The sequence below is a fragment of the Streptomyces sp. NPDC005281 genome, assembly GCF_040607495.1.
Lineage (GTDB): Bacteria > Actinomycetota > Actinomycetes > Streptomycetales > Streptomycetaceae > Streptomyces.
On record NZ_JBEXGX010000003.1, the window covers coordinates 19,975 to 44,342 of the forward strand.

Sequence of the window (24,368 nt, forward strand, 5' to 3'; positions counted from 1 at the left end):
GTGTTCCACAAGTGAACACGACGGGAAAAGACTACGCCCATCCATGGACCGATCCCCTCAGCTTCACCTTCCGTCATTCACAGGTACAACCAACTTCCGTTCACAGGGGTCGCGATCGCCCACGGTTTTTAACCGCCGTTGACGATCAGCCGGACGCCGAGGAACGCAGCACAGAGCCATCGGCACCCAAGCGCCCCCACCCCGTCCCGCGTGCCCGCCGCCGCGGGCGGACCGCTCGGCACCGCCGCCACAGCCGCTCCCGCAGTGACCAACCGCACACCACCGGCCCCATGAGCGGCAGTTCCACGCGAACACGCGCAAAGTCGACATCCGAAAGAACGTCCCGGCCACTCCGTCCAAAACGGTCAACCTCGCCATTCCGTCCGGAAAGCACACACTGCGCGTCGATTTCGTGAACCGGACAGGAAAGGCAAACATCGCTTTCGGCTGCAAATCCGGCCCTCGGTTCGGCACCTTCTCCGGCACCGACGAAATCAAGCCACTTGTTCTTCCGCCGGAACCCGGGCGGTGGCACCGGCTGCGCGATCCTCGCGCCGTGAACACGCGAAGGGGCCCGGCGGTTCGGAAGAACCGCCGGGCCCCTTCGCACGGAACTACTCGGACGCCCGCTTGGGCCGCCACACCACCAGGGCGCTGGTCTGCTGGACCTCCTGGTACGGGACCAGATCGCGCCGGTAGGAGGCGTGCACGGCGGCCTCGCGCTGCTGCATGGCGGCCGCGGCGCCGTCGAGGGCCGACTCCAGCTCCGCGACACGGGACTGGAGCGCTGCCACCTGGTTCTCCAGCTCGATGATCCGCTTGATGCCGGCCAGGTTGATGCCTTCGTCCTGCGACAGCTGCTGGACGGTGCGCAGCAGCTCGATGTCGCGGGCCGAGTAACGGCGGCCCCGGCCCGCCGTGCGGTCGGGAGAGACCAGACCGAGCCGGTCGTACTGACGCAGGGTCTGCGGGTGCAGTCCGGACAGCTGGGCCGCCACCGAGATGACGTAGACCGGGGTCTCCTCGGTCAGTTCATAGGGGTTGCGCCGACGACCGGTCGTGTCCATGGCTCCGTCATGCTCCCTTCGCGGCCTGGAACAGCTCCGCCCGCGGATCCTCACCCGCGGTCGCCTCGCGATACGCCTCCAGAGCGTCACGAGCCTTGTCGGACAGGTCCTGGGGAACCGTCACCTCGACGGTGACCAGCAGGTCCCCCCGGGTGCCGTCCTTGCGGACCGCGCCCCTGCCCCGGGCGCGCATCGTGCGTCCGTTGGGGGTGCCCGGCGGCAGCTTCAGCGTCACCGGAGGACCGCCCAGCGTCGGCACCTTCACCTCGCCGCCCAGTGCCGCCTCCGCGAAGGTGACGGGCACGGTGACGGTGAGGTTGTCCTCCTTGCGGCCGAAGACCGGGTGGCCGTCGACATGGACGGTGACGTACAGGTCACCGGCCGGACCTCCCCGCTCTCCGGGAGCGCCCTTGCCGCGCAGCCGGATCCGCTGGTTGTCGCTGACGCCCGCGGGGATCCGGACCTGCATCGTGCGGGACGACTTGGCCCGTCCGCTGCCCGAGCACTCCATGCAGGGGTGCTCGGCGATCAGACCGCGGCCCTTGCAGTCCGGGCACGGGTCCGTGAGCGAGAATCCGCCGCCCGAGCCCCGCGCCACCTGGCCGGTGCCGACACAGGTGGGGCACACACGCGGTGTGCCGTTCTTGTCGCCGGTGCCCGAACAGGCCTTGCAGGCCGCCTGCGAGGTCATGCGCAGCGGAACGGTCGCGCCGTCCACCGCCTCCGTGAAGGAGAGCGTGACCTCGGTGTCGATGTCCTGACCGCGCCTGGGCTGCGTACGCGTGCCCGTGGTGGCGCCGCCGCGGTTGAACAGGCCCCCGAAGACGTCACCTATGCCGCCGCCGAAGCCGCCGGCTCCTCCCGCTCCCTGGCCCTGGGGGTTGCCTCCGAAGAGGTCGCCCAGGTCGAAGTTGAAGTTGCCGCCGCCCGCGCCGGGACCCGGACGGAAGCCACCGCTGCCGAAGAGGGCGCGTGCCTCGTCGTACTCCTTGCGCTTCTTGGGGTCGCCGAGCACGTCGTTCGCCTCGGAGATCTCCTTGAAGCGCTCCTCGGCCTTGGCGTTGCCCTTGTTGGCGTCCGGATGGAACTCGCGGGCGAGCTTCCGGTACGCCTTCTTGATCTCGGCCTCGGTGGCGTCCTTGGGGACGCCGAGGACCTTGTAGAAGTCCTTCTCGATGAAGTCCTTGGTGCTCATCCCCGACGTCCCTCCTCCCACGTCCGTTCAAGCTCAGCCCTCGTCCGGGCCACCGCTCTCCTTGTCATCGGCCGTCGCGGCCGCCGAATCCTCGGCCTTGACCGTCTGCGCCCCGGGCTGCGGCTCGGCGACAGCCACCCGCGCGGGGCGGATGGTGCGCTCGCCGAAGCGATACCCCGGCTGCAGAATCGCCACGCACGTCGTCTCCGTGACGTCCGGCGCGTACGAGTGCATCAGGGCCTCGTGGATCGTCGGGTCGAAGGGCTCGCCCTCCTTGCCGAACTGCTGGAGCCCCATCTTCGCCGCGACGGTCTCCAGGGATTCGGCGACGGACTTGAATCCGCCGACGAGCTCCCCGTGGTCCCGCGCGCGGCCGATGTCGTCGAGCACGGGCAGGAGTTCGGTCAGGAGGCTCGAAACGGCGAGCTCCTTGACCGCGATCCGGTCGCGCTCGACACGGCGGCGGTAGTTCTGGAACTCGGCCTGGAGCCGCTGGAGGTCCGCGGTGCGCTCCGAGAGCGCCATGCGTGCCTGGTCCAGCTGGGCCGTCAGGCCGGTCAACTGTGCTGCTGCGTCCCCGTCCGGGGCCGCCGCCCCCTCCGCAGAGGGGGTGGCGGTCTGCGGCTCGGCGTCGTCAGAGGTGGCGCCGGAAGGGACGTCGGGCTGCTCTTCGAAGCCCGGGGTCTCCTCCGTCACGCGGCACCGTCCCGGCGGTCCTCGTCGACGATCTCGGCGTCGACGACGTCGTCGTCGGCCTTCGGGGCCTCGGTGCCGTGGGCGTCGCCGCCGGTGGCCTGGGAGGCCTGGGCGTCGGCGTACATGGCCTGGCCGAGCTTCTGCGAGACCGCGGCGACCTTCTCGGTGGAGGTGCGGATCTCGGCGGTGTCCTCGCCCTTGAGCGCGGCCTTCAGCTCCTCGATGGACGCCTCGACCTCGGTCTTGATGTCGCCCGGGACCTTGTCCTCGTTGTCCTTGAGGAACTTCTCCGTCTGGTAGACGAGCTGCTCGCCCTGGTTACGGGTCTCGGCCGCCTCACGGCGGGCGTGGTCCTCGTCCGCGTACTTCTCGGCCTCCTGGCGCATGCGGTCGACCTCGTCCCTCGGCAGCGAGGAGCCACCGGTGACGGTCATCTTCTGCTCCTTGCCCGTGCCGAGGTCCTTCGCGGTCACGTGCATGATGCCGTTGGCGTCGATGTCGAAGGCGACCTCGATCTGCGGGACACCGCGCGGGGCCGGCGGCAGACCGGTCAGCTCGAACATACCGAGCTTCTTGTTGTACGCCGCGATCTCGCGCTCGCCCTGGTAGACCTGGATCTGCACGGACGGCTGGTTGTCCTCGGCCGTCGTGAAGATCTCGGACCGCTTGGTCGGGATCGTGGTGTTGCGCTCGATGAGCTTGGTCATGATCCCTCCCTTGGTCTCGATGCCGAGGGACAGCGGGGTCACGTCGAGGAGCAGGACGTCCTTGACCTCACCCTTGAGGACACCGGCCTGGAGGGCGGCGCCGATGGCGACGACCTCGTCCGGGTTCACGCCCTTGTTGGCCTCGTTGCCACCGGTCAGCTCCTTGACGAGCTCGGCGACGGCGGGCATACGGGTGGAGCCACCGACGAGAACGACGTGGTCGATCTCGGACAGCTGGATGCCGGCGTCCTTGATGACGTTGTGGAACGGCGTCTTGCAGCGCTCCAGGAGGTCGGCCGTCAGCTGCTGGAACTGGGCGCGCGTGAGCTTCTCGTCCAGGTGCAGCGGGCCCTCGGCGGAAGCGGTGATGTAAGGCAGGTTGATCGAGGTCTCGGTGGACGAGGACAGCTCGATCTTGGCCTTCTCGGCGGCCTCGCGCAGACGCTGGAGCGCCATCTTGTCCTTGGCGAGGTCCACACCGTGACCGGAGCGGAACTGCTGCACCAGGTAGTCGACGACGCGCTGGTCCCAGTCGTCACCACCGAGGTGGTTGTCACCGTTGGTGGCCTTCACCTCGACGACGCCGTCGCCGATCTCCAGGAGGGACACGTCGAAGGTGCCGCCACCGAGGTCGAAGACGAGGATCGTCTGGTCGTCCTTGTCGAGGCCGTACGCGAGCGCGGCCGCGGTGGGCTCGTTGACGATACGAAGGACGTTGAGACCGGCGATCTCACCGGCTTCCTTCGTCGCCTGGCGCTCGGAGTCGTTGAAGTACGCGGGGACGGTGATGACCGCGTCGGCCACCTTCTCGCCCAGGTACGCCTCGGCGTCGCGCTTCAGCTTCTGCAGGATGAAGGCGCTCATCTGCTGCGGGTTGAAGCTCTTGCCGTCGAGCTCGATCTTCCAGTCCGTGCCCATGTGACGCTTCACCGAACGGATGGTCCGGTCCACGTTCGTGACCGCCTGGCGCTTGGCGACCTCGCCGACGAGCACTTCGCCGTTCTTCGCGAAGGCGACGACGGACGGCGTGGTCCTGGCGCCTTCGGCGTTGGTGATGACGGTGGGCTCGCCGCCTTCGAGAACGCTGACGACGGAGTTAGTCGTGCCCAGGTCGATGCCGACCGCACGTGCCATTTCGATTCCTCCAGCAATGACTTGAGTGGAACGGACTCAAGTGTGCACGACGTCCGGCCCGTGGTCAACAGACCTGAGTCGTGGGGGCTCAACTCTTATCCGCTCCTTACACGCAAGGAGCCTCTGAGCTGCGGCTTTCGCGCAGAGTCAGTGCACCTTCACCGCCCCAGGAGCCTCCGGACGAGGACGTCCCGGACGCCCGAGGGACCTCGGGACGGGTCCCCCGGGGGCGGGGATGGCATGCGGATGGGCACGGCGCGGACGGATTCCGGGACGCAGGGCCCCGGCGACGGCGACCGCCGCCACGGCGCCCGCCACCCACCAGGCGGCGCCCGCTCCCAGCCAGCCGAGGTCGATGCACAGCCCCACGAGCGCAGCCGCGAACGCGGCCAGGCCCGTCACGAGCATGACCCCCTGCCGGGTGAGCCCGGCCCGGCGCAGCCGGTGCACCAGATGGTCGGGCGCCGGGCGCAGCAGCGGCCACCCGGCCCGTCGCCGCGACACCAGGACCAGGACGGCGTCCGCGCTGGCCACGGCCGTCAGCGCGAAGGCGGCGCCGAGACCGGGACCGGCGGGCCGCTCCGCGTGCACCTGCACGACCGCCGAGGCCAGCAGGAAGCCGGTGAACAGCGACCCGCACCGCCCCGGCGCGATCCGGGCGGGGGGCCATCCGTGCATCAGGAAGCCGGTGAGGGCGGCGGCCAGCACGCTGAGCAGCGCCGCGAGCCCATCCATGAGCCCGGCGGCGGCGCACCCGCTGAGGGCGAAGGCGGTGATGACGCCGACCGTCCCCATCACCCCGTCGGCGTGGTCGAGCGAGCGGAAGGCCTGTGTGACGAGGACGATCCAGGCCACCGCCAGCACGCCGGCCGGCCCGCCCAGTTCGCCGTAGGGGACGGTCAGCGCGGCGGCGACGGCGACGCCCGCCACACACATCGGCGGGGGGACGGGCAGCAGATCGGCGGCGAGACCGAGCAGGGCGACCGCGATCCCGGCGACCAGCAGCCGCCCGGCGTCCGGCCCGAGCGGGGCGGCGCCGGTCCAGTCCCCGGTCCAGCCGACGAGCGCCGTCGCGCCAGCCACGGCGACCCCGCCGAGGAGCGGAACAGGCCTCGCTCTCGCGGGGGCCCTCGGTTTCGCCCGGCGAGCGGGAGGTCCCGTCCCGTCGGCCGGGCCGAGGCGCAGGGAGAACGACCGCAGCAGCGCGGTGAGCGTGGCGGTCAGGAGCAGAGCGGCGGTGGCGGCCGTGATTCCGTACAGCACATCGCCAATTTAGGGGTACTTGTCACAGTATTGGGTGAATAACACGATCGGGTTTACGTGTCCTGTCGTCCCCGGACGCACCGGACCCGGCGCCCGCCGCCCGCACGGTCACTCAGGGTTCCCTCAGCGACGCAGATCACCGCACCTCTGGCTACAGTGCGGCGAAGGAAGTGGGTAGTCTCAGACGGACTGCATAAGTTACCGCTTAGTAATCACCTTCGAGGTCACCCTCGGAGAACACCTCGCAGGCCCGAGGAGCCCCCGAATGCAACTCGCCGCGATCATTGTGTCGCTGGTCCTGACCGTGGTCGGCGTTGCGCTGATCGCGCGGGCCGTCGCGCAGATCTACCGGTTCATCAAGCTCGGCCAGCCCGTACCCGCGGGCAGCCGCACCGACGACTGGAAGGCCCGCAGCGTCACGCTGGCCAAGGAGTTCGTCGGCCACACCCGTATGAACCGGTGGGGGATCATCGGCGTCGCGCACTGGTTCGTGGCCGTCGGCTTCCTGACCCTCGGCCTGACGATCGTCACGGCCTACGGTCAGCTGTTCAAGGCCGACTGGACGCTCCCGGTGCTCGGCGGCTGGCTGCCGTACGAGCTGTACACCGAGTTCATCGCGCTGTTCACCACGCTCGGCATCCTCGTGCTGATCGCCGTCCGGCAGCTCAACCGGCCGTCCAGGCCGGGCCGCAAGTCCCGCTTCGCCGGCTCCAAGACCGGCCAGGCGTACTTCGTCGAGGCCGTGATCCTCGTCATCGGCCTCGCGATCATGACCCTGCGCGGCCTGGAGGGCGCGATCCACGGTGTCGACCACTACGAGGCCGCGTACTGGGCCTCGTACCCCCTGGTCGCCGCCTTCAAGGGCCTGAGCTACGGAACGCTGCAGAACCTGGTCTACCTCACCGCCATGATCAAGCTCGGCGTCACCATGGGCTGGGCGATCACGGTCGGCCTGAACACCAACATGGGTGTCGCCTGGCACCGCTTCCTCGCCTTCCCCAACATCTGGTTCAAGCGCAACGCCCAGGGCGCGACCGCCCTCGGCGGACTGCTCCCGATGACCAGCGGCGGCAAGGCCATCGACTTCACCGACCCCGGTGAGGACGACGTCTTCGGCGTCTCCCAGGTCGAGCAGTTCTCCTGGAAGGGCCTGCTCGACTTCTCCACCTGCACCGAGTGCGGCCGCTGCCAGTCGCAGTGCCCCGCCTGGAACACGGGCAAGCCCCTCTCCCCCAAGCTCCTCATCATGTCGCTGCGCGACCACGCGCACGCCAAGGCCCCGTACCTGCTGGCCGGCGGCGGCAAGAACGCGGAGGGCGAGGAGAAGGCGTCCGAGGAACAGCTCAAGGACGTCCCCGCGGCCGCTCTCGCCGAGGCCGAGCGCCCCCTCATCGGCACCGCCGAGGAGAACGGCGTCATCGACCCGGACGTCCTGTGGTCCTGCACCACCTGCGGCGCCTGCGTCGAGCAGTGCCCGGTCGACATCGAGCACATCGACCACATCGTCGACATGCGCCGCTACCAGGTGATGATCGAGAGCGCGTTCCCGTCCGAGGCGGGCACGATGCTCAAGAACCTGGAGAAGAAGGGCAACCCCTGGGGTCTGGCCAAGAAGCAGCGGCTGGAGTGGACCAAGGAGGTCGACTTCGAGATCCCCGTCGTCGGCCGCGACATCGAGGACCTCTCCGAGATCGAGTACCTCTACTGGGTCGGCTGCGCCGGCGCCCTGGAGGACCGCGCCAAGAAGACCACGAAGGCCTTCGCGGAGCTGCTGCACATCGCGGGCGTCAAGTTCGCGATCATGGGCGGCGACGAGAAGTGCACCGGTGACTCCGCCCGCCGCCTCGGCAACGAGCCCCTGTTCCAGGAGCTCGGCATGGAGAACGTCGCCGCGCTGAACATGGCGTTCGGTGAGGAGACGGACGACGAGGGCAACGTCACCGCCGAGTCGAAGAAGCCGCGGACGGCGAAGAAGATCGTCGCCACCTGCCCGCACTGCCTCAACACGATCGGCAACGAGTACCCGCAGCTCGGCGGCGACTACGAGGTCATCCACCACACCCAGCTGCTCCAGCACCTCATCGACGAGGGCAAGCTGCTCCCGGTGACCCCGGTCGAGGGCCTGATCACGTACCACGACCCGTGCTACCTGGGCCGTCACAACAAGATCTACACGCCCCCGCGCGAGATCATGTCGGCCGTCCCGGGCCTGCGCCAGCAGGAGATGCACCGCCACAAGGAGCGCGGCTTCTGCTGCGGCGCCGGTGGCGCGCGGATGTGGATGGAGGAGCGGATCGGCAAGCGCATCAACAACGAGCGTGTCGACGAGGCTCTGTCGCTGAACCCCGACATCGTCTCCACCGCCTGCCCGTTCTGCCTCGTCATGCTGACCGACTCGGTCAATGGCAAGAAGAACGACGGCCAGGCCAAGGAGTCCGTCCAGGTCGTCGACGTCGCCCAGCTGCTCCTCGACTCGGTCAGGACCCCGGTCGAGGAAGAGCCCCCGGCGGGCGCGGCCGAGTCCGAGAGCGAGCCGGAGCCGGAGCCGGTGAAGTAGCCGGAGCCGTCCGGAGCCGGAGCCGGAGCCGTCCGGAGGATCTTCCGGCACCACCGTCCGACACGACTGTCTGACACAGCCGCCTGACCCGGCCGTCAGGCACCGCCGACCGGCCCGATCCGGATCGGTACGACCGACACCCCCGTGCTCCCAGGAGCGCGGGGGTGTCGCCGTCTCCGGGCCGCCTCGCCGGCTCCGGCTGTCCCGCGGGTCACGAGAGTCTCGGGGCACGGAGGGCACGGAGGGCACGGGCGGGATCCGGGGGCCACGAGGGTCACGGATGCCATGGGGCCCACGAGGGCCACAAGGGTCATGGGCCACGGGGGTCACGGGGGCCACGGAGGTCACGGGGGTCATCAAAAAACCTTCGAACTCACGTACAACCCTTACCCGCCCTCGGCGGTCTCCTGTTCGCCGATCGCCAAGTGAACTGCCGTACAACTCGCGGCGAACGAAAGCGGTCGGCTCCCCATCGACAGGGGACGCGCGTCCAGCGTCCCCGCATGCCGCAGGAGAATCCCGCATGCACAAGCGTCACCCGCACCACGTGCGCCTCGCCCTCGCGACGGCGACGGCCGCCGCGCTGACCGGCGGTCTGCTCACGTTCTCCGCCGCGACCGCGACCGCCGCCGACTCCATGAGGGTCCCGCAGGCCGACTTCAACGGTGACGGCATCGGCGACGTGGCCGTCTCGGCCCACGGCGCCTACGTCAGCGGCCACGCGGGCGCCGGCCAGATCGTCGCCCTCTACGGCACGGCCACCGGCGTTTCGTCCGCCAAGCGCTCCACCATCAGCCAGAACACCACCGGTGTCCCGGGCACCGCCGAGGCCGGGGACGGCTTCGGCGCCGAGACCGCGTACGCCGACTTCAACGGCGACGGCTACGACGACCTCGCCGTGGCCTCCCCGTGGGAGAAGGTCGGCACCGACACCAACGGCGGTGCCCTCGCCATCCTCTGGGGCTCCGCGAGCGGCCTCACCGGCAAGAGCAGCGACGTCCCGGACCCGTCCCCGTCCTCGCACGACCTCTGGGCCAAGGACCTGGCCGCCGGCGACTTCGACGGCGACGGCAAGGCCGACCTCGCGGTCGGCAGCTCGTCGAGCACGATCTACGTCTACAAGGGCGGCTTCAGCACGTCCGGCGCCCCCGGCGGCCGTACGACGATCAAGCCCCCGATCCAGTCGGGCACCAACGACCACCCGTTCGGCCCGCTCAGCCTGACCGCGGGCGACGTGAACGGCGACGGCAGGACCGACCTGATCATCGACGGCTTCGAGACGCAGTCCGACTACGGCTGGAACACGAACTACTTCGTGCCCGGCACCGCGAGCGGACTGAACGTGGCGTCCGCCAAGGCCCTCAAGCCCGGCATCATCACCGGCATCGGCGACATCAACGGCGACGGCTTCGGCGACATCGTCAGCGGCGCGGGCTGGGACGCCACCCTGGACGACGGCACCCCGGTCCCCGACGCCGCCAACGGCGGCAAGGTGAACATCACCTACGGCTCGGCCTCCGGTCCGGCCGGCACGACGGGTGTCACCCAGAACAGCGGCAGTGTCCCGGGCACCTCGGAGAAGGGCGACGGCTTCGGCTGGGACCTGGACATGGGCGACATCAACGGCGACGGCTTCCAGGACCTGGTCGTGTCCGCCCCGGACGAGGACATCGACGGTGTCACCAACACCGGCATGGTCACCGTCCTGTACGGCTCCGCGGCCGGCCTCAACGTCTCCTCCGGCACCCAGGCGTTCGCGCAGAGCACGGCGGGCGTCCCCGGCGACGACGAGAAGAGCGACCTGTTCGGAGCGGACGTCAAGCTCGACGACGTCACCGGTGACGGCAAGGCCGACCTGATCGTCGGCTCGTACGAGAACGCCGGCAACGGCGCGGTGACGTACCTGCCCTCCAACGGCAGCAAGATCACCACGACCGGCTCGCGCACCGTCTCGCCGAGCACCTCGGGCCTCTCCACCTCGGGCACCCCGCAGTTCGGCGCCGTCTTCGCCGACTGACCTTCCCGGAGGGGCCGCCCGTCCCCGGGCGGCCTCTCCACCCCGGCATTCGGCCGAACACGAGCCCCCGTAGGGGCCACCCGCTGTGGCCCTTAGGGGATGTCACAGCTCGGCACCGATGCCGGGCCCGTTGCCCCGGCCCCCGCACGTCACTCTTCGGGACCAGGTACGTTCGATAACGTGGCTGGATTCAGGATCGGACGCGGGGGCCGGGACAACCGAGCCCCGCAAGGGCGACCGCAACAACAACCGTCGTACGGACAGTCCTCCCAGGGACGTGGGCAGCAGTCCCCCCGGGGAGGCGGGCAGCAGTCCCCCCAGGGAGGCGGGCAGCAGCCGTACGGCTATCCGCCCGCGCCGTCGCAGCCGCAGTACGGGAGACAGCAGCCGTACGGCGGCCAGTCGCAGTACGGCGGCCGGCAGGACGGACAGGCCTACCGCGGCGGACAGCAGGGCGGCTGGCCCCAGAACGGCGGACAGGGCGGCGGACAGGGCGAGCCGGAGTACTTCGGCGACGGTCACCCGCAGCAGGGCCCGGACCCGTACGCCGCGAACAGCCCCGGCCACACGCAGGCCTTCTCGATCGGCGAGGACCCCTACAACCAGGGGGACACCTACCGGGCGGGCCAGGCGGCCGCTCCGCCGGTCGGACCCCGGCTGCGCTGGAAGGACCTGCTCAAGGGCATGGTGACGGCCCCCAACCGGACCTTCCTCCAGATGCGTGACTACACGATGTGGGCCCCGGCCCTGATCGTGACGTTCCTCTACGGCCTGCTGGCGGTCTTCGGTTTCGACGGCGCCCGCGAGGACGCGATCAACGCGACCCTCTCCAACGCCGTCCCGATCGTCCTGACGACCGCTGTCGCCCTCGTGCTCAGCACGTTCGTCCTGGGCGTGGTGACCCACACCCTGGCCCGCCAGCTCGGCGGGGACGGCGCCTGGCAGCCCACGGTCGGCCTCTCCATGCTGATCATGTCCATCACGGACACCCCGCGGCTGCTCTTCGCCATATTCCTCGGCGGCGACGCGTCCTTCGTCAAGCTCCTCGGCTGGATCACCTGGGTCGCCGCGGGCGCCCTGCTGACCCTGATGGTCGGCAAGTCCCACGACCTCCCGTGGCCGAAGGCCCTCGCCGCGTCATCCATTCAGCTGATCGCCATCCTGTCGATCATCAAGCTGGGCACGTTCTGACGCCGACGACGGCACACGCGCCCGCCCAGGGCATACGAGAGGGGCTCCCGGCACATCGCCGGGAGCCCCTCTCGCTTCGTCACGCCCGCGAACCCGTCGCGGCGGCACGTCACCCCTACGAGTCGAGCACCTGCCCGGCCCGGCGGACGACGGGAGGCTCGACGCTCCACGGGAAGTTGATCCACTCGTCGGTGCGCTTCCAGACGTACTCGCACTTCACGAGCGACTGGGTCTTCTCGTAGATCACGGCGCTGCGGACCTCGGCGACCTCGCCGACACAGAAGTCGTGCACGAGCTTGAGCGTCTTGCCCGTGTCGGCGACGTCGTCGGTGATCAGGACCTTCTTGTCGGAGAAGTCGATCGCGTTGGGGACGGGGGCCAGCATGACCGGCATCTCCAGCGTCGTCCCCACCCCTGTGTAGAACTCGACGTTCACCAGGTGGATGTTCTTGCAGTCGAGCGCGTAGGCGAGCCCGCCCGCGACGAAGACTCCGCCACGGGCGATCGAGAGGACGATGTCGGGCTCGTACCCGTCGTCGGCGATGGTCTGGGCGAGTTCGCGTACGGCGACGCCGAACTTCTCGTAGGTGAGGTTCTCGCGCACGGGAGACATGGGAATCGCCTCAGACCTGGGTGCGGTGGAAGTTCAGGTAGGACCGCGAGGGGGTCGGCCCGTGCTGGCCCTGGTAGCGGGAGCCGTACCGCTCGCTGCCGTACGGGAACTCGGCCGGCGTGCTGAGCCGGAACATGCACAGCTGCCCGATCTTCATCCCCGGCCACAGCTTGATCGGCAGGGTCGCGAGGTTCGACAGCTCAAGGGTGACGTGCCCGGAGAACCCGGGGTCGATGAACCCGGCGGTGGAGTGGGTGACAAGACCCAGCCGCCCCAGGGAGCTCTTGCCCTCGAGCCGCGAGGCGAGGTCGTCGGGCAGCGAGATGACCTCGTACGTACTGGCGAGGACGAACTCTCCGGGGTGGAGGATGAACGGCTCGTCGCCCTCGGGCTCGACGAGCCGCGTGAGGTCCGCCTGCTCGACCGCGGGGTCGATGTGGGGGTAGCGGTGATTCTCGAACACCCGGAAGTAGCGGTCGAGCCGCACGTCGATGCTCGACGGCTGCACCATGAATTCGTCGTAGGGATCGATCCGGACCCGCCCGGCGTCGATCTCGGCCCGGATGTCCTTGTCTGAGAGAAGCACGTCCTGAGGATACGCAAGGCGCACGGAGCCACCACAATCGCGACGGCCCAGCGCGCCCGCGCCACTCGTTCACTGCGTCCTACCGCTCCGACGCTGCCTTCTCCAGGGCGACCGGCACCACACTGCGGAGCCGGGCACACCGTGGACACCTGAGCAGCCGGCCGGGGCCGAGCCGCTCGGCCTGCTGCATCGGGAACGAAGCGGTGCTGAACACGTGCCCCTCGGCACAACGGACGACGGTGTGCTCCATCAAGTCCCAGAGTCCCTTCCCCAAGAGCCGTTGCCAGGCTGATGCCCTGACAACGAAAGCCACGTTACGGGATGAAAGGGACGGCTCTCCAAGCGGCACTCCGACCCCGCCCGGACCCACTTCAACACCCCCACCGTACGCCCCAACTCCGGCCCCCCGCAGCCGCATCCGCTCTCAGGAACGCGCACGGGCCCCGCGGCTTCGACGCCGGGGGCCGGCCATGAGGTAGAGTGACGAGGCATTCGGCACCGGTCCAACCGGCGTCTTACGCGGGTGTAGTTTAGTGGTAGAACATCAGCTTCCCAAGCTGAGAGTGCGAGTTCGATTCTCGTCACCCGCTCCATGCCATAGGCCCAGGTCATCGACCCGGGCCTTTTTGCTGTCCAGCTCGGCTGTACCCAGGGTCGAAAGCAGTAGTCCGAGCAGAGGCCGGGCACGGCCGGCGCCTTCACGTGAGGCAGCGCGGTATTCGATGACGCCCCGGACGAAGCCGGCCAGCCCCAGCGGCAGGGCCAGCAGCCAAACAATCACCCAGAACGGACAGCAGAACCAGAAGGCAGTCCAGCGACCAGACGATGGTCTTCCCCCGGGCGCCGACCACCCCGTCCGACTCCAGCAGCAGAGCAGCCAGTTGCGTCGGCAAGCCCCGTTCGAGGCGCTGCTCCGCCTCAGCGAGAGCGGCCCTGTCAACATGCGGTCGAAATGCCACGCTGGGCAGGACTCCGACAGCAGCTTCTTTCCACACGAGCGCAGCGTAGTCGGCACGACTGGCCACCCCGAGCGCAAGTCTCGTACGGCAGCGAAACACAGCAACCCGCCGACCCGCCACGGCCCTCATGGAAGGGGCGCCGTTCCGGTCAGAGCATGGTGATTGGTCGCTAGGGGGGGAGCCCGTTGGAGTGCGGACACCAGCGTTACGACCGGCGAATCCCCGGACCGTTCTAGCGGCGGGGAGTCAAGCCGAGGGTTCTCCTGACATCCGTGCCTGACACCAGAGGAGCCTGCGAGAGACCCCACGAACGCGATCTCTGTCTCCGTAGCCCCCGCACCGGAGTGGGTCCCGGCCGTGTTCTTGCGGCGGGGACCCACTGTCAGCTCCCGGGCATTTCTGGTCCCGCGAGGCGTGCTTCTTGGCTACTGGAACGGACGGGCGTCAGGGAGTCGAGAGGACCGTCGTCTTCACCACCTTCGCGCAGATGGCGTACGCCTGAAGTGTGCCCGGGTTGGCCGTGTCCGTGTTCGTCGCGAAGGCCCACCAGCGCTCGCCGCTGATCGGCCCGCTCGATGACAGGTTGTACCGCTCCGAGTGCGAGTTTCCGGCGATCACGAAAGCTCCGCCGCCGACACGGGTTTCTCCGTCCGCGCACCCGGCCACCGCAGCGGCCGTGCCGCCGAAGCCGCCGGAGGCCACCGGAATGGTCACCGGGGTGCCCTGCACTACGCGCACCACATCGTCGGCTTGCGCCGCGCCGGCGGCTCCGAACACACCTGCCAGCGCTGCGACAGCTACCAGAGACTTCTTGAACACAGGGTCGTCCTTCGCTCGATTCGAGGGGAAAGCGGCGTCGCACCTTGTGCGAGCGGCACCACATCTATCCCGGCTACGAATCGGGTTTTCGGACATTTCTTCGGGACACGCATATGCGGTTGGCAGGTTCACCCACGCGGCAGCGATTCCGTGGGCGCGTCTCGGATTCCGCCTCAGTCAGCAGCGTTCATCGGCACCGGCGGTGCTGGGCGGGTGTGTGTCCTTAGCCTGGTCGGATGGCCGACGACATCCTCGCCCCGTGGCCTCTTGTCCCCGTCTCCGAGACCGACTGGCTCGCCTCGCTCGCCCAGGACGACGGCCTCACCGGTTATGCGGCACCCGGGTTGCCTGACGCCGCCCGGGTGCTCGGCGGCATGTACGAACGCGGGATGCCTCGGGGGATTCGGTCAACGACAGTCAGAGCCGCGACGAACACTCCGGCCCGGGCTGGGAGCGGCTGCGCTGGGCGGTGCCGGCCGCCCGCATCGGCGATCCGGTCGTGCCGCAGGGCTTGTACCCCTGTTTTCGCTGCTTCCCCTCAGCGAAAGGGGCAGGTGTCCGAGCCGGCTCCAGCGAATGGCCCGCCGAAGGCAGTCTCGACAGGCCGACATGGGAACGGCTTCTGCGGCAGGGGCCCGGACCGCCGGACGGTCACCCGCTACGGCCGGGGACGTCGCCCGGGTACGGGTCCGTGCCCCGCGCCGTTCCCGCGCGGGCCTCTCTCCGGCGAGTGCGGATGCCGGCTCGCGCGATGGGCGGGCCCGCCAACTGCCGCGTGGTGACGTGAAGATGGGGCGCACAGCGGGAAAGGGGGCGCATCCGGACGTGTCACTCTCCGGTGTCCGTCCGGCCCTGGCAGCTGGGGCCGTTCGGCCCTATCGGTCCCGGGCGGCGAAGTGATCTTCTGGCCCGGCGGCCGGGTGCCCCCGCCCACACAACTCCCGTTCCCCCGTACGGGAAGGGCCGGAGCACTCGGTACGCGCCAAGAACGGCTCCGGCCGGTACGGACCGCACCGGCCGCGTACAGGTTGCCCAAGCACAGCCGGTCCTCAGGGAGGCTCAGTTGCGGCGAAGCTTCATCACCATCCTCATGGTGCTGGCGATCGGCGGCACGATCGGCTCACTCGCGTACCCGGTGTTCTACTCCTACCCTCACCGCTTCGACGCGGTGAAGGCCTCCATCGCCGACCCCGGACCCCTGGTGAGCACACCTTGGGGACCGCTGAGCGCCGCCGACCGCGACCTCGTGGTGCAGGTGGAGTCGGACGGGCTGTGGGAGATATCCGCGGGCCGGCAGGCGATCGACCGTGCTCCCACGAAGGCCATCAAAGAGGCGGGCGCCCGCCTGGTGACCGGCCACACCGAGCTCGACAAGCGCATCCGCACCGTGGCGGCCGACCTCGCCATCGTGCTGCCGACCCGGCCGACAGTGGAGCAGCAGGGCTGGCTCGCCGAGCTGACGGCCGCCCAGGGCGACGACTACCGGCAGAAGTTCGCGAATCTGCTGCGCGAAGAGCACGGCAGGACGTTCCAGGAGCTCGCGCAGGTGCGCAGCAGCACCCGCAACACGCTGGTGCGGGACCTGGCCACGGTCACCAATCAGACCGAGCTCGCCCACATCTCGGTCCTGGAGAAGACCGGCTACGTGGATTTCGACGAGATCGCGCTCCAGGCGACGGCGTCTCCGGCGGCGGTTCCGACGGAGGTTCCGGCACCGTCGTCACCGTGAGTTCCCGCGGCCCCGCCCGTACGCGGCGCGGCGGGAAATCACGTGCGAGGGGCGGTCGCGGGATCGCGTGCGAGAACCCGCCGGGAATCCGCACGCGCGGACCGGCCGGGAATCCGGATGCGAGGGCCGGGCTCGGCGGTTCAGGGCGCGATCGAGCAGTTTCCCCAGGCGGTGGAGAGAGCGTGGGGTATCGCCGGGATGTCGCCGCAGCCGTGCGGGCCCGCGGGAAGGCCGTCGCTCGCGATGTAGGCCCAGCCGCCGCCCGAGTCCCGGAAGTACTTGGTGACGCTGCCCTCGTCCTGCATGCCCACGAGTTCCGCCTGGGTGGCACCCGCGAGCGGCTGGAATCGGGTGGCGGCGTAGCGGACGGTGCCGCACCGGCCGTAGAAGAACACGTGCGGCACCGGACCGATGTGCTCGAAGCGGGTGACGTCGTGCCGGTACGTCCGGGTCACTTCGGCCTTCACCGCGTCACCGGCGGTGAGGTTGCGGCAGCCCGCGGCGGTCGTGGGCGGGTGGCCGGCCGGGAAGGGAGCCCCACCCGTGGCCGGGCCTGCCGAGCCGGAGCCGGTGCCCGGGCCCGTGGAGCCGGTGGCCGAGCCGGGCGTCGACGTGCCCGTGCCGGCGGGGCTCGACGAGGGTGACGCGGCCGGGGCGTCCGACGGTGCTGTCGGTGCGGCCGCTCGGGCCGAGGCGCTCCCGGAGGAGGCGGGGGTACCGCCGGCGGAGCTCGCGCCCGCCGAGTCCTGGCACCCCGTCAGCAGCAGGATCCCGCCCGCCAGCGCGATCGCCGACGTACGTCTGAGACCGGACATGACCCATCCTCGTTCTCGGCGACCTCGCCCGACCGGCTCTCGTCGGTCCCCTCGGTCTCCTCGACCGGCGAAGTCATGGTCACGGCACGCGCGACCACGGCAGACGGCCGTCGGTCGCCCGGCCGCGGGTTCTGCCCCACAGGACGGCACCGGACCGCCCGGAAGTTGCGGGGAGAAGGACGCGGGATGGTCTCGGTTCCGCGCGCAGGCCGCCCGCCGGGTGGCCGGAGGCGCGGGTCGCCCCACCACCCCCGCCGTCCTCCGCCCGCGCCGGCCACCCCACTGTCTCTCCGCCCGATCCGGCCACCCCGCCACCTCACCGCCCGAGCCGGCCACCTCACCGCCCGCGTCGGTCACTTCACCGCCCGCCCGGTCCACGGTCGTGACGATCGCTGCGTGCCGCAGAAAATCTCACCCTTGAGCATCGCGAAATCTGTCTTTGTCACGGTAGACATCGGACGTCGGCGTGATTAGGGTTTCCTGTACAGACCTCGTCGGCCCGGTGGAGTTCACTCCCGGTCCGGCGAGAGATCGACCCCGAGCAAAGGACGGAGGAAGCAGACGCCATCAGGATCGCCCGGCCCCGGAGCATCACGGCCGGGTACGCAAGAACCCGGAATGGACGGTGGTTCCCGGTCACGGCATACACGATCCCCGCTCACCCGCCCGCGTTCGGGCCCGGTAGCGGAAACAGAAGGTCGGCTCCGCAGTAGAGCCGGCAGATGGTGTTCAATTTCCTTCGGGGCCCTGGTGCCGTACGGCAACGGGGCCCCTCGACGCGTGCCACGACGAGGTGAAATGACAGCGGACACTCCACTCAGTGGTCGTCTCGACGACGACGACTATCCTGCGTACACGATGGGCAGGGCGGCCGAGATGCTCGGCGCGACGCCCGGCTTCCTCCGGGCGATCGGGGAGGCCCGCCTGATCACTCCGCTTCGCTCGGAGGGCGGCCACCGTCGCTACTCCCGATATCAGCTGAGGATCGCCGCCCGCGCGCGGGAACTCGTCGACCGGGGGACCCCGGTCGAGGCCGCTTGCCGCATCGTCATCCTCGAGGACCAGCTCGAAGAAGCACAGCGCATCAACGCCGAGTACCGGCGCGCCGCACAGGCGACGCCAGAGGGATCCAACGCCTGCTGAACCCGTCACCGCGGTGAACTTCCGGAACGTCCGCGACCTTCCGGAACGTCCGCCCCGATCGTCGCCACCCGAACTCCCCAACGCGCCCCGCCGGTACGACGTACAGGAAGTGGCCAACGATGATGTACGACCAGACACGCGCCCAACAGCCCCCGGACAGGCAGCCCGGCTCCGCCGCCCGTCGTACGCCGGGCCCGGAGCCGTTGCTCGGGGCGGACGAACGGGCCGACGTCACCCAGCGGCTCAACCACGCGCTCAACACGTTCGCGCACAGCCCGCTCGACGCGCTCGAGGAGGCCGAGACCGCGTTCGACGAGGCCGCGGCCCAGGTGATGAGCGCCCTCACGGAACGCCGGCGCGCTCTCCACGCGGGCTGGCACGGCCAGGACCCCGAGACCCAGGGCGAGGAACTGCGCCACGCGCTGCGCCAGTACCGCGAGATCACCCAGCGGCTGCTGCGCATGTGAAAGCACGCGGGGGCCGGCGGCCGGGGTCTTACGGTGCGGTGACGTGGCGGGCGTGGTGGTGCCGCCGGACGGGGCGGCGGTTCTAGCGTTCGTCCCATGCGTGTACTGGTCACCGGCGGAGCCGGGTTCATCGGAGGTCGGATCGTCTCGGCGCTGCGCGCGCGGGGGCACGAGGCGGTCGTGTTCGACCTGCGGCACGGAGACGATGTGCGGGACGCCCGAGCCGTCGCGGCAGCGCTGGACGGCGTGGACGCGGTGTGCCATCAGGCCGCGATGGTGGGCCTCGGCTCCGGGTTCGGCGACGCGGTCGAGTACGTGTCGCGCAACGACCTCGGTACGGCCGTACTGCTCGCCGGGATGGCGGACGCGGGCGTGCGACGGCTCGTGCTCGCCGGGTCGATGGTCGTGTACGGGGAGGGCCGGTACGCGTGCGAGCGGCACGGAGTGGCGCGGCCCGGGCCGCGGGCCGTCGCCGATCTGGACGCCGGACGCTTCGAGCCGCGGTGCCCGCGCTGCGGTGAGGAACTGTCGCCCGGCGTGGTGGGCGAGGACGCGCCCGTCGACCCGCGCAACGTGTACGCGACGACCAAGCTGGCCCAGGAACATCTCGCGGCGGCGTGGGTCCGCTCGACGGGCGGCACCGCGGTGTCGCTCCGCTATCACAACGTCTACGGTCCCGGGATGCCCCGCGACACCCCGTACGCGGGCGTCGCCTCCTTCTTCCGGTCCGCGCTCGCCCGCGGCGAGGCCCCGCGGGTCTTCGAGGACGGCGGACAGCGGCGGGACTTCATCCACGTCTCGGATGTGGCCGCCGCCAACGTGGCCGCGCTGGAGGCGAGTTCAGGGGACGGAACCCTCACGGTCTACAACACCGGCAGCGGTGAGGTCCGTACGGTCGGCGAGATGGCACGGGCACTGTCGGAGGCGTACGGCGGACCCGAGCCGGTCGTGACCGGGGAGTACCGGCTGGGCGACGTACGGCACATCACCGCGGACTCGGCCAGGCTGCGGGCCGGACTCGGCTGGAAGGCCGGGATCGGATTCGCGGAGGGAATGCGGGAGTTCGCGGCGGCGCCGTTGCGGGAGTCCTCGCCGTCTCCGGCCTAGAAAGCCCAATTGGCCCCGGCCCAGGAGGCACTGGTGGCCCCGGCAGGGGAGACCCTGATGCCCCCGGCCGGGGCGGCGCTGGTGCAACCGGCCCAGGAGACTCTGACACCCCCGGCCGGGGAAGCGCTGGTGCTCCCGGCCCAGGAGGTCAAGGCACCCCGGCCCAGGAGGCTTTGGTGGCCCCGGCCGGGACGGCGCTGGTGCTCCCGGCCCAGCAGACCCTGATGCCCCCGGCCGGGGCGGCGCTGGTGCAACCGGCCCAGGAGGTCAAGGCGCCCCCGGCCCAGGAGGCCTCGACATCCCCGGCCACGGAGACCCTGGTGCCCCCTGCCGGGAGGCCCTCACGCCCCCGCCATCGGGAGGGTGACCTCGAAGCGGCAGCCGCCGGGGACGTTGTGGACGGCGGCCATGCCCCGGTGCGCCTCCACGATGCCTCGGACGATGGCGAGGCCGAGGCCCGCTCCGGCGGGCGGCGTACGGGCGTGGGTACCGCGCCAGCCGGTGTCGAAGACCCTCGGGAGGTCCTCCTCCGGGATGCCCCCGCAGCCGTCGGTGACGGACAGGACGACCCCCGCGGCGGAGCGTTCGGCGGCGACCGCGACCGTTCCGTCGGCGGGCGTACGGCGGATCGCGTTGACGAGGAGATTGCCGAGCACGCGGCTCATCTCCTTGCCGTCGACCTCGACCGGCAACTGTTCGATACGGCTCCCGACCAGACGCACCCCGTGCTCGCGGGCCAGCGGGTCCGCGCCCGCGAGAGCGTCACCGACGAGGTCGTACACGGAGATCCGGGAGGGGGAGAGGGCGAGAGCGCCCGCGTGGATCCTGGAGAGTTCGAAGAGATCGCCGACCATGCCGTTGAGGCGCTCGACCTCCGTACGCATCTGGCGCAGATAGCGGTCGGGGTCCGCCGCCACACCGTCCTCCAGCGCCTCGGACATCGCGCGCAGTCCGGCGAGCGGGGTCCGCAGATCGTGCGAGATCCAGGCGACGAGTTCGCGACGCGAGGTCTCAAGGGCCCGTTCGCGGTCACGGGACTCGGCCAGTCTGCGGCTGGTGGCCGCCAGCTCCCGGCTGAGGGCGGACAGTTCGGCGGTCGCCGGTCCGTCGGGGGCGGCGAAGTCGCCGCCGTCGCCGAAGGAGCGGGCGGCCAGCGTCAGCGCCCTGCTGCGGGCGACGACCCAGCGGCCCAGCAGGAGCGCGGTGGCCAGGGAGACGACGGCCGCCATGGCGACGACCGTCGTGACCACGCTCAGGTCGTGCGGGGACAGGAACATCGCCCACGCCACCGCCAGCGTTCCCGCGAGCATCGCGCAGACGGCCACGGCGGCGACGACGGCGACGGACGCGGTGAGCGAGCGGCGCCGCAGCAGCCGGAGCGCACCGGCGCCGAGCAGGCCGGCCGCGGCGGCGCCCAGGAAGGCGAACAGGGCCATGACCAGTATGTCTTTCACGACCGGGCCTCTTCCTCGGATGCGGAACCGACCGGTGCGGCGGCGGGACTGCCCGCTGCCTCCGTGCTGTCGAAGCGGTAGCCCACCCCCCACACCGTCTGGATCAGACGGGGCCGCGCGGGATCGTCCTCGACCTTGCCGCGCAGCCGGCGTACATGGACGGTGACCGTCGACAGGTCGCCGAAGTCCCAGCCCCACACCTCGCGCATCAGGTCCTCGCGGGCGTACGCCCGGCCCGGGTTGCGGAGGAAGAAGGCGAGGAGATCGAACTCGCGCAGGGTGAGGGCGAGTTCGCTCCCGTTCTTGGTGGCACGGCGGGCCGACGGGTCGACGGCGAGACCCGCGGCGCGCAGCGGGCGGGCGGCGGCCACCGGCCGGCTCCTGCGCAGCACGGACTCGACCCGCAGGACCAGTTCCCGGGGGCTGAACGGCTTGGTGACGTAGTCGTCGGCCCCGACCTCCAGGCCGAGGATCCGGTCGTCCTCGTCGCCGCGCGCGGTGAGCATGATGACCGGAACGGGCCCCTGGGCGCGCAGCCGGCGGCACACCTCCAGGCCGTCCATGCCCGGCAGCATCAGGTCGAGCACCACCAGGTCGGGCCGGTGGGCGGCGGCACGGGCGAGGGCGGCGACGCCGTCCCCGGCCCGGTCCACGAGATACCCCGCGCGGCCGAGGTACCCGGAGACGACCTCGGCCACGGTCGGGTCGTCGTCGACGACGAGCACACGGGTGGTCGCCTGGCGAGGGGACCCGGCGGTCTCTCCGCGGGGGCTGGGTGCGGGTTCCGCACTCCCGGCCGCGGTGGGCGTGGGTCCTGGGCTCCTGGCCGGGCTGGGTGCGGGTCCAGGGCTTTCGTCAGCGCTGGGTGCGGGCTCCGGACTCCCGTCCGGACTCGGCGCGAATCCTGGACTCCCGTCCGCGCTCGGCGCGGGTCCCGGACTCCCCTCCGCGCTCGGTGCGAATCCCGGGCTCCCGGCCGCGCTCGGTGCGGGTCCCCGACCCCCGTCCAGGCTCGGCTCGGGTCCCCGGCTCCCGGCCGGGTTCGGCTCGGGTTCGGTGCCCGGGGATGCTTGCGGTTGATCCATGGCTCCAGCGTGGCACCCGGCCGGGTCCCGTGCGGCTCCGGCGGACCGGCGTCCGAGTTTCGTAAGGACATGAAGTCCGGTATATCCCTTTCCCGTTCGTAAGGTGAGGGCCGTGACGACCTTTCCCGTACCGGACCCGGACGTCGACCTGGTCCTTCCCTGTCTGAACGAGGCCGGCGCCCTGCCCTGGGTGCTCTCCCGGATCCCGTCCGGCTGGCGCGCGCTCGTCGTGGACAACGGTTCCACGGACGGCTCCGCGGATCTCGCCCGCGCGCTCGGCGCCACCGTCGTACGTGAGGAGCGCCGCGGGTTCGGCGCCGCCTGCCACGCCGGCCTGAGCGCCGCCACCGCGGACATCGTCTGCTTCTGCGACTGCGACGGTTCCCTCGACCCGGCCCTGCTCCTGCCGTTCGTCGCCGAGGTCCGGGCCGGCGAGGCCGACCTCGTCCTCGGCCGGCGCAGACCGCGGGGGCGCGGCGCCTGGCCGGCGCACGCCCGTGCGGGCAACATCGCGCTGGCCCAGCTGCTCCGGCGCCGTACCGGCCTGCGCCTGCACGACCTCGGTCCGCTGCGCGCGGCCCGGCGTGAGGCGCTGCTCGGCCTCGGGCTCAGTGACCGGCGCAGCGGCTACCCGCTCCAGATGGTCGTCCGCGCCGCCGACGCCGGCTGGCGTGTCTCCGAGCACGACGTGCCGTATCTGGCCCGCACCGGTGTCTCCAAGGTCACCGGAACCTGGCGCGGTACCTGGCAGGCGGTCCGGGACATGCGCCGCGTCCTGGCCGAACCGCCCGTGCCCGTGCCTGCCGCGGCACGGACGGGAGCCCGGATGACGACCCCGGCACCGGTCCCGTCTCCGACACCGGTCCCCGCACCCGCACCCGCACAAGCACCTGCACAAGCACTGGCACCCGCGCCGGGCCCAGCTCCGTCCCGAGGAGGAACCGTCCGGTGAGCGTCACCCTGCTCGTCATCGCCAAGGAGCCACGCCCTGGACGGGTGAAGACCCGGCTCACACCGCCGTTCACTCCCCGGGAGGCGGCGACGCTCGCGGAGGCGGCCCTCGTGGACACCCTGCGCGCGGTGGCCGCGGCACCCGCACGGCGCCGGGTCCTCGTGCTCGACGGGGCGCCAGGACCCTGGCTGCCGGCGGGCTTCGACGTCGTACGACAGTGCGCCGGCGGCCTGGACGAGCGGCTGGCCGCGGCGTTCGCGGGCTGTGACGGGCCCGCGCTGCTCATCGGCATGGACACGCCCCAGGTGACACCCGCCCTGCTCACGGTGGACTTCGCGGACTGCGACGCGTACTTCGGGCCCGCCGAGGACGGCGGCTTCTGGGCGCTGGGCCTCGCCGAACCCCGCCCGGACCTGCTGCGGGGGGTGCCGATGTCGACGCACACGACGGGTGCCGTGCAACGGGAACGGCTCGTCGGGGCCGGGCTGAGGGTCCGGGATCTGCCCTGTCTGCGGGACGTCGACACGGCCCCGGACGCCAGGGAGGTCGCGACGGCCGCGCCCGAGAGCACCTTCGCGGCGGAACTGGCCCGGCTCGCGACGGCGGCGGTTGCCGCAGGGCGGCTGCCCGACCAGGACGAAGGGCGCGTGACCGGCCCGGACTCGGGCTTCGTCGCCGGGCTCGCGGCCGTCAGGGCCCTCCGAGCCGCACGGACCGGCACCGACGCGGATCCCGGTCCGGCCGCAGGACGGCGGGGTGCAGGCCGATGAGCGGCGCGCGGAGAACGACCGCCCGGGATCCGGGCGGAACGG

Annotated in this window: 20 protein-coding genes and 1 tRNA gene; 10 read left to right on the forward strand and 11 right to left on the reverse strand. The window is 70.9% G+C overall.

All coding sequences use genetic code 11. From position 1 onward, the window contains the following. Positions 1-614 precede the first annotated feature (614 nt). From ABZV42_RS05240 to ABZV42_RS05260, 5 genes are all read right to left on the reverse strand, one after another. Positions 615-1,067, reverse strand: a complete 453-nt coding sequence (locus ABZV42_RS05240; RefSeq protein ID WP_355982001.1) for a helix-turn-helix domain-containing protein — start codon at positions 1,065-1,067, stop codon at positions 615-617. A gap of 7 nt (positions 1,068-1,074) precedes the next feature. Continuing rightward, positions 1,075-2,262: a molecular chaperone DnaJ gene (gene dnaJ / locus ABZV42_RS05245; protein WP_355981999.1), complete on the reverse strand. Its 1,188-nt coding sequence runs from the start codon at positions 2,260-2,262 to the stop codon at positions 1,075-1,077. Between the two features lie 33 nt (positions 2,263-2,295). Further along, a complete protein-coding gene (gene grpE / locus ABZV42_RS05250) occupies positions 2,296-2,958 on the reverse strand; it encodes a nucleotide exchange factor GrpE (RefSeq protein WP_356050923.1) in 663 nt (220 codons plus the stop codon). Beyond that, positions 2,955-4,799, reverse strand: coding sequence for a molecular chaperone DnaK (dnaK, locus tag ABZV42_RS05255; protein WP_355981995.1), 1,845 nt, complete (start codon positions 4,797-4,799; stop codon positions 2,955-2,957). Before dnaK ends, grpE begins: the two co-directional genes overlap by 4 nt. 147 nt (positions 4,800-4,946) lie before the next feature. Further along, a complete protein-coding gene (locus ABZV42_RS05260) occupies positions 4,947-6,062 on the reverse strand; it encodes an MraY family glycosyltransferase (protein ID WP_356050924.1) in 1,116 nt (371 codons plus the stop codon). A gap of 265 nt (positions 6,063-6,327) precedes the next feature. On the opposite strand from ABZV42_RS05260, the gene ABZV42_RS05265 reads away from it, so the two are divergent. The 3 genes from ABZV42_RS05265 (at position 6,328) to ABZV42_RS05275 (ending at position 11,827) form a co-directional block, all read left to right on the forward strand. Further along, positions 6,328-8,619: a (Fe-S)-binding protein gene (locus ABZV42_RS05265; RefSeq protein WP_356050925.1), complete on the forward strand. Its 2,292-nt coding sequence runs from the start codon at positions 6,328-6,330 to the stop codon at positions 8,617-8,619. Between the two features lie 523 nt (positions 8,620-9,142). Continuing rightward, positions 9,143-10,636 carry an FG-GAP and VCBS repeat-containing protein gene (locus ABZV42_RS05270; protein WP_356050926.1) on the forward strand — a complete coding sequence of 498 codons (1,494 nt, stop codon included), beginning with the start codon at positions 9,143-9,145 and terminating at the stop codon, positions 10,634-10,636. Between the two features lie 99 nt (positions 10,637-10,735). Beyond that, entirely contained in the window at positions 10,736-11,827 is a 1,092-nt protein-coding gene (locus tag ABZV42_RS05275; RefSeq protein WP_356050927.1) for a Yip1 family protein, read from the forward strand. A 115-nt stretch (positions 11,828-11,942) separates the two neighbouring features. Here ABZV42_RS05275 and ABZV42_RS05280 read toward each other — a convergent pair whose 3' ends face one another. Then, a complete protein-coding gene (locus tag ABZV42_RS05280) occupies positions 11,943-12,440 on the reverse strand; it encodes a phosphoribosyltransferase (protein WP_355981986.1) in 498 nt (165 codons plus the stop codon). Between the two features lie 10 nt (positions 12,441-12,450). After that, positions 12,451-13,026 carry a dCTP deaminase gene (gene dcd / locus ABZV42_RS05285; protein WP_355981984.1) on the reverse strand — a complete coding sequence of 192 codons (576 nt, stop codon included), beginning with the start codon at positions 13,024-13,026 and terminating at the stop codon, positions 12,451-12,453. Positions 13,027-13,545: 519 nt separating this feature from the next. Between dcd and ABZV42_RS05290 the strand changes: the two genes are divergently transcribed. Then, a tRNA-Gly gene (locus tag ABZV42_RS05290) sits at positions 13,546-13,619 on the forward strand. 810 nt (positions 13,620-14,429) lie between these two features. On the opposite strand, the gene ABZV42_RS05295 is transcribed toward ABZV42_RS05290, so the two are convergent. Then, positions 14,430-14,804: a hypothetical protein gene (locus ABZV42_RS05295; protein ID WP_355981982.1), complete on the reverse strand. Its 375-nt coding sequence runs from the start codon at positions 14,802-14,804 to the stop codon at positions 14,430-14,432. A 1,063-nt stretch (positions 14,805-15,867) separates the two neighbouring features. On the opposite strand from ABZV42_RS05295, the gene ABZV42_RS05300 reads away from it, so the two are divergent. Further along, positions 15,868-16,533, forward strand: a complete 666-nt coding sequence (locus tag ABZV42_RS05300) for a DUF4142 domain-containing protein (RefSeq protein WP_355981980.1) — start codon at positions 15,868-15,870, stop codon at positions 16,531-16,533. A 140-nt stretch (positions 16,534-16,673) separates the two neighbouring features. On the opposite strand, the gene ABZV42_RS05305 is transcribed toward ABZV42_RS05300, so the two are convergent. Further along, complete coding sequence (locus tag ABZV42_RS05305) at positions 16,674-17,348, reverse strand: hypothetical protein (RefSeq protein ID WP_356050928.1); 675 nt, start codon at positions 17,346-17,348, stop codon at positions 16,674-16,676. A 798-nt stretch (positions 17,349-18,146) separates the two neighbouring features. On the opposite strand from ABZV42_RS05305, the gene ABZV42_RS05310 reads away from it, so the two are divergent. The 3 genes from ABZV42_RS05310 to ABZV42_RS05320 all read left to right on the forward strand — a co-directional run bounded on the left by ABZV42_RS05310 (position 18,147) and on the right by ABZV42_RS05320 (position 20,065). Beyond that, positions 18,147-18,491 (forward strand): MerR family transcriptional regulator, encoded by a 345-nt coding sequence (locus ABZV42_RS05310; protein WP_355981976.1) that lies wholly within the window; start codon positions 18,147-18,149, stop codon positions 18,489-18,491. Positions 18,492-18,610: 119 nt separating this feature from the next. Continuing rightward, entirely contained in the window at positions 18,611-18,958 is a 348-nt protein-coding gene (locus ABZV42_RS05315; protein WP_355981975.1) for a hypothetical protein, read from the forward strand. A gap of 96 nt (positions 18,959-19,054) precedes the next feature. Further along, a complete protein-coding gene (locus ABZV42_RS05320; protein ID WP_356050929.1) occupies positions 19,055-20,065 on the forward strand; it encodes an NAD-dependent epimerase/dehydratase family protein in 1,011 nt (336 codons plus the stop codon). A gap of 341 nt (positions 20,066-20,406) precedes the next feature. Here ABZV42_RS05320 and ABZV42_RS05325 read toward each other — a convergent pair whose 3' ends face one another. Together ABZV42_RS05325 and ABZV42_RS05330 are read right to left on the reverse strand one after the other, a co-directional pair. Then, a complete protein-coding gene (locus ABZV42_RS05325; protein WP_355981971.1) occupies positions 20,407-21,519 on the reverse strand; it encodes a HAMP domain-containing sensor histidine kinase in 1,113 nt (370 codons plus the stop codon). Beyond that, positions 21,516-22,244 (reverse strand): response regulator transcription factor, encoded by a 729-nt coding sequence (locus ABZV42_RS05330; RefSeq protein ID WP_355981969.1) that lies wholly within the window; start codon positions 22,242-22,244, stop codon positions 21,516-21,518. The genes ABZV42_RS05325 and ABZV42_RS05330 overlap by 4 nt, the downstream gene beginning before the upstream one ends. 472 nt (positions 22,245-22,716) lie before the next feature. On the opposite strand from ABZV42_RS05330, the gene ABZV42_RS05335 reads away from it, so the two are divergent. Together ABZV42_RS05335 and ABZV42_RS05340 are read left to right on the forward strand one after the other, a co-directional pair. After that, positions 22,717-23,556: a glycosyltransferase family 2 protein gene (locus tag ABZV42_RS05335; protein ID WP_356050930.1), complete on the forward strand. Its 840-nt coding sequence runs from the start codon at positions 22,717-22,719 to the stop codon at positions 23,554-23,556. After that, entirely contained in the window at positions 23,553-24,326 is a 774-nt protein-coding gene (locus ABZV42_RS05340) for a DUF2064 domain-containing protein (protein ID WP_356050931.1), read from the forward strand. The genes ABZV42_RS05335 and ABZV42_RS05340 overlap by 4 nt, the downstream gene beginning before the upstream one ends. The last annotated feature ends 42 nt before the right edge of the window (positions 24,327-24,368 follow it).

Coding starts and splice junctions, on each gene's coding strand:
- ABZV42_RS05240 (WP_355982001.1), bottom strand. CDS start 1,067: ATGGACACGACCGGTCGTCGGCGCAACCCCTATGAACTGACCGAGGAG.
- dnaJ (WP_355981999.1), bottom strand. CDS start 2,262: ATGAGCACCAAGGACTTCATCGAGAAGGACTTCTACAAGGTCCTCGGC.
- dnaK (WP_355981995.1), bottom strand. CDS start 4,799: ATGGCACGTGCGGTCGGCATCGACCTGGGCACGACTAACTCCGTCGTC.
- ABZV42_RS05265 (WP_356050925.1), top strand. CDS start 6,328: ATGCAACTCGCCGCGATCATTGTGTCGCTGGTCCTGACCGTGGTCGGC.
- ABZV42_RS05270 (WP_356050926.1), top strand. CDS start 9,143: ATGCACAAGCGTCACCCGCACCACGTGCGCCTCGCCCTCGCGACGGCG.
- ABZV42_RS05275 (WP_356050927.1), top strand. CDS start 10,736: ATGTCACAGCTCGGCACCGATGCCGGGCCCGTTGCCCCGGCCCCCGCA.
- ABZV42_RS05280 (WP_355981986.1), bottom strand. CDS start 12,440: ATGTCTCCCGTGCGCGAGAACCTCACCTACGAGAAGTTCGGCGTCGCC.
- ABZV42_RS05305 (WP_356050928.1), bottom strand. CDS start 17,348: ATGTCCGGTCTCAGACGTACGTCGGCGATCGCGCTGGCGGGCGGGATC.
- ABZV42_RS05310 (WP_355981976.1), top strand. CDS start 18,147: ATGACAGCGGACACTCCACTCAGTGGTCGTCTCGACGACGACGACTAT.
- ABZV42_RS05315 (WP_355981975.1), top strand. CDS start 18,611: ATGATGTACGACCAGACACGCGCCCAACAGCCCCCGGACAGGCAGCCC.
- ABZV42_RS05320 (WP_356050929.1), top strand. CDS start 19,055: ATGCGTGTACTGGTCACCGGCGGAGCCGGGTTCATCGGAGGTCGGATC.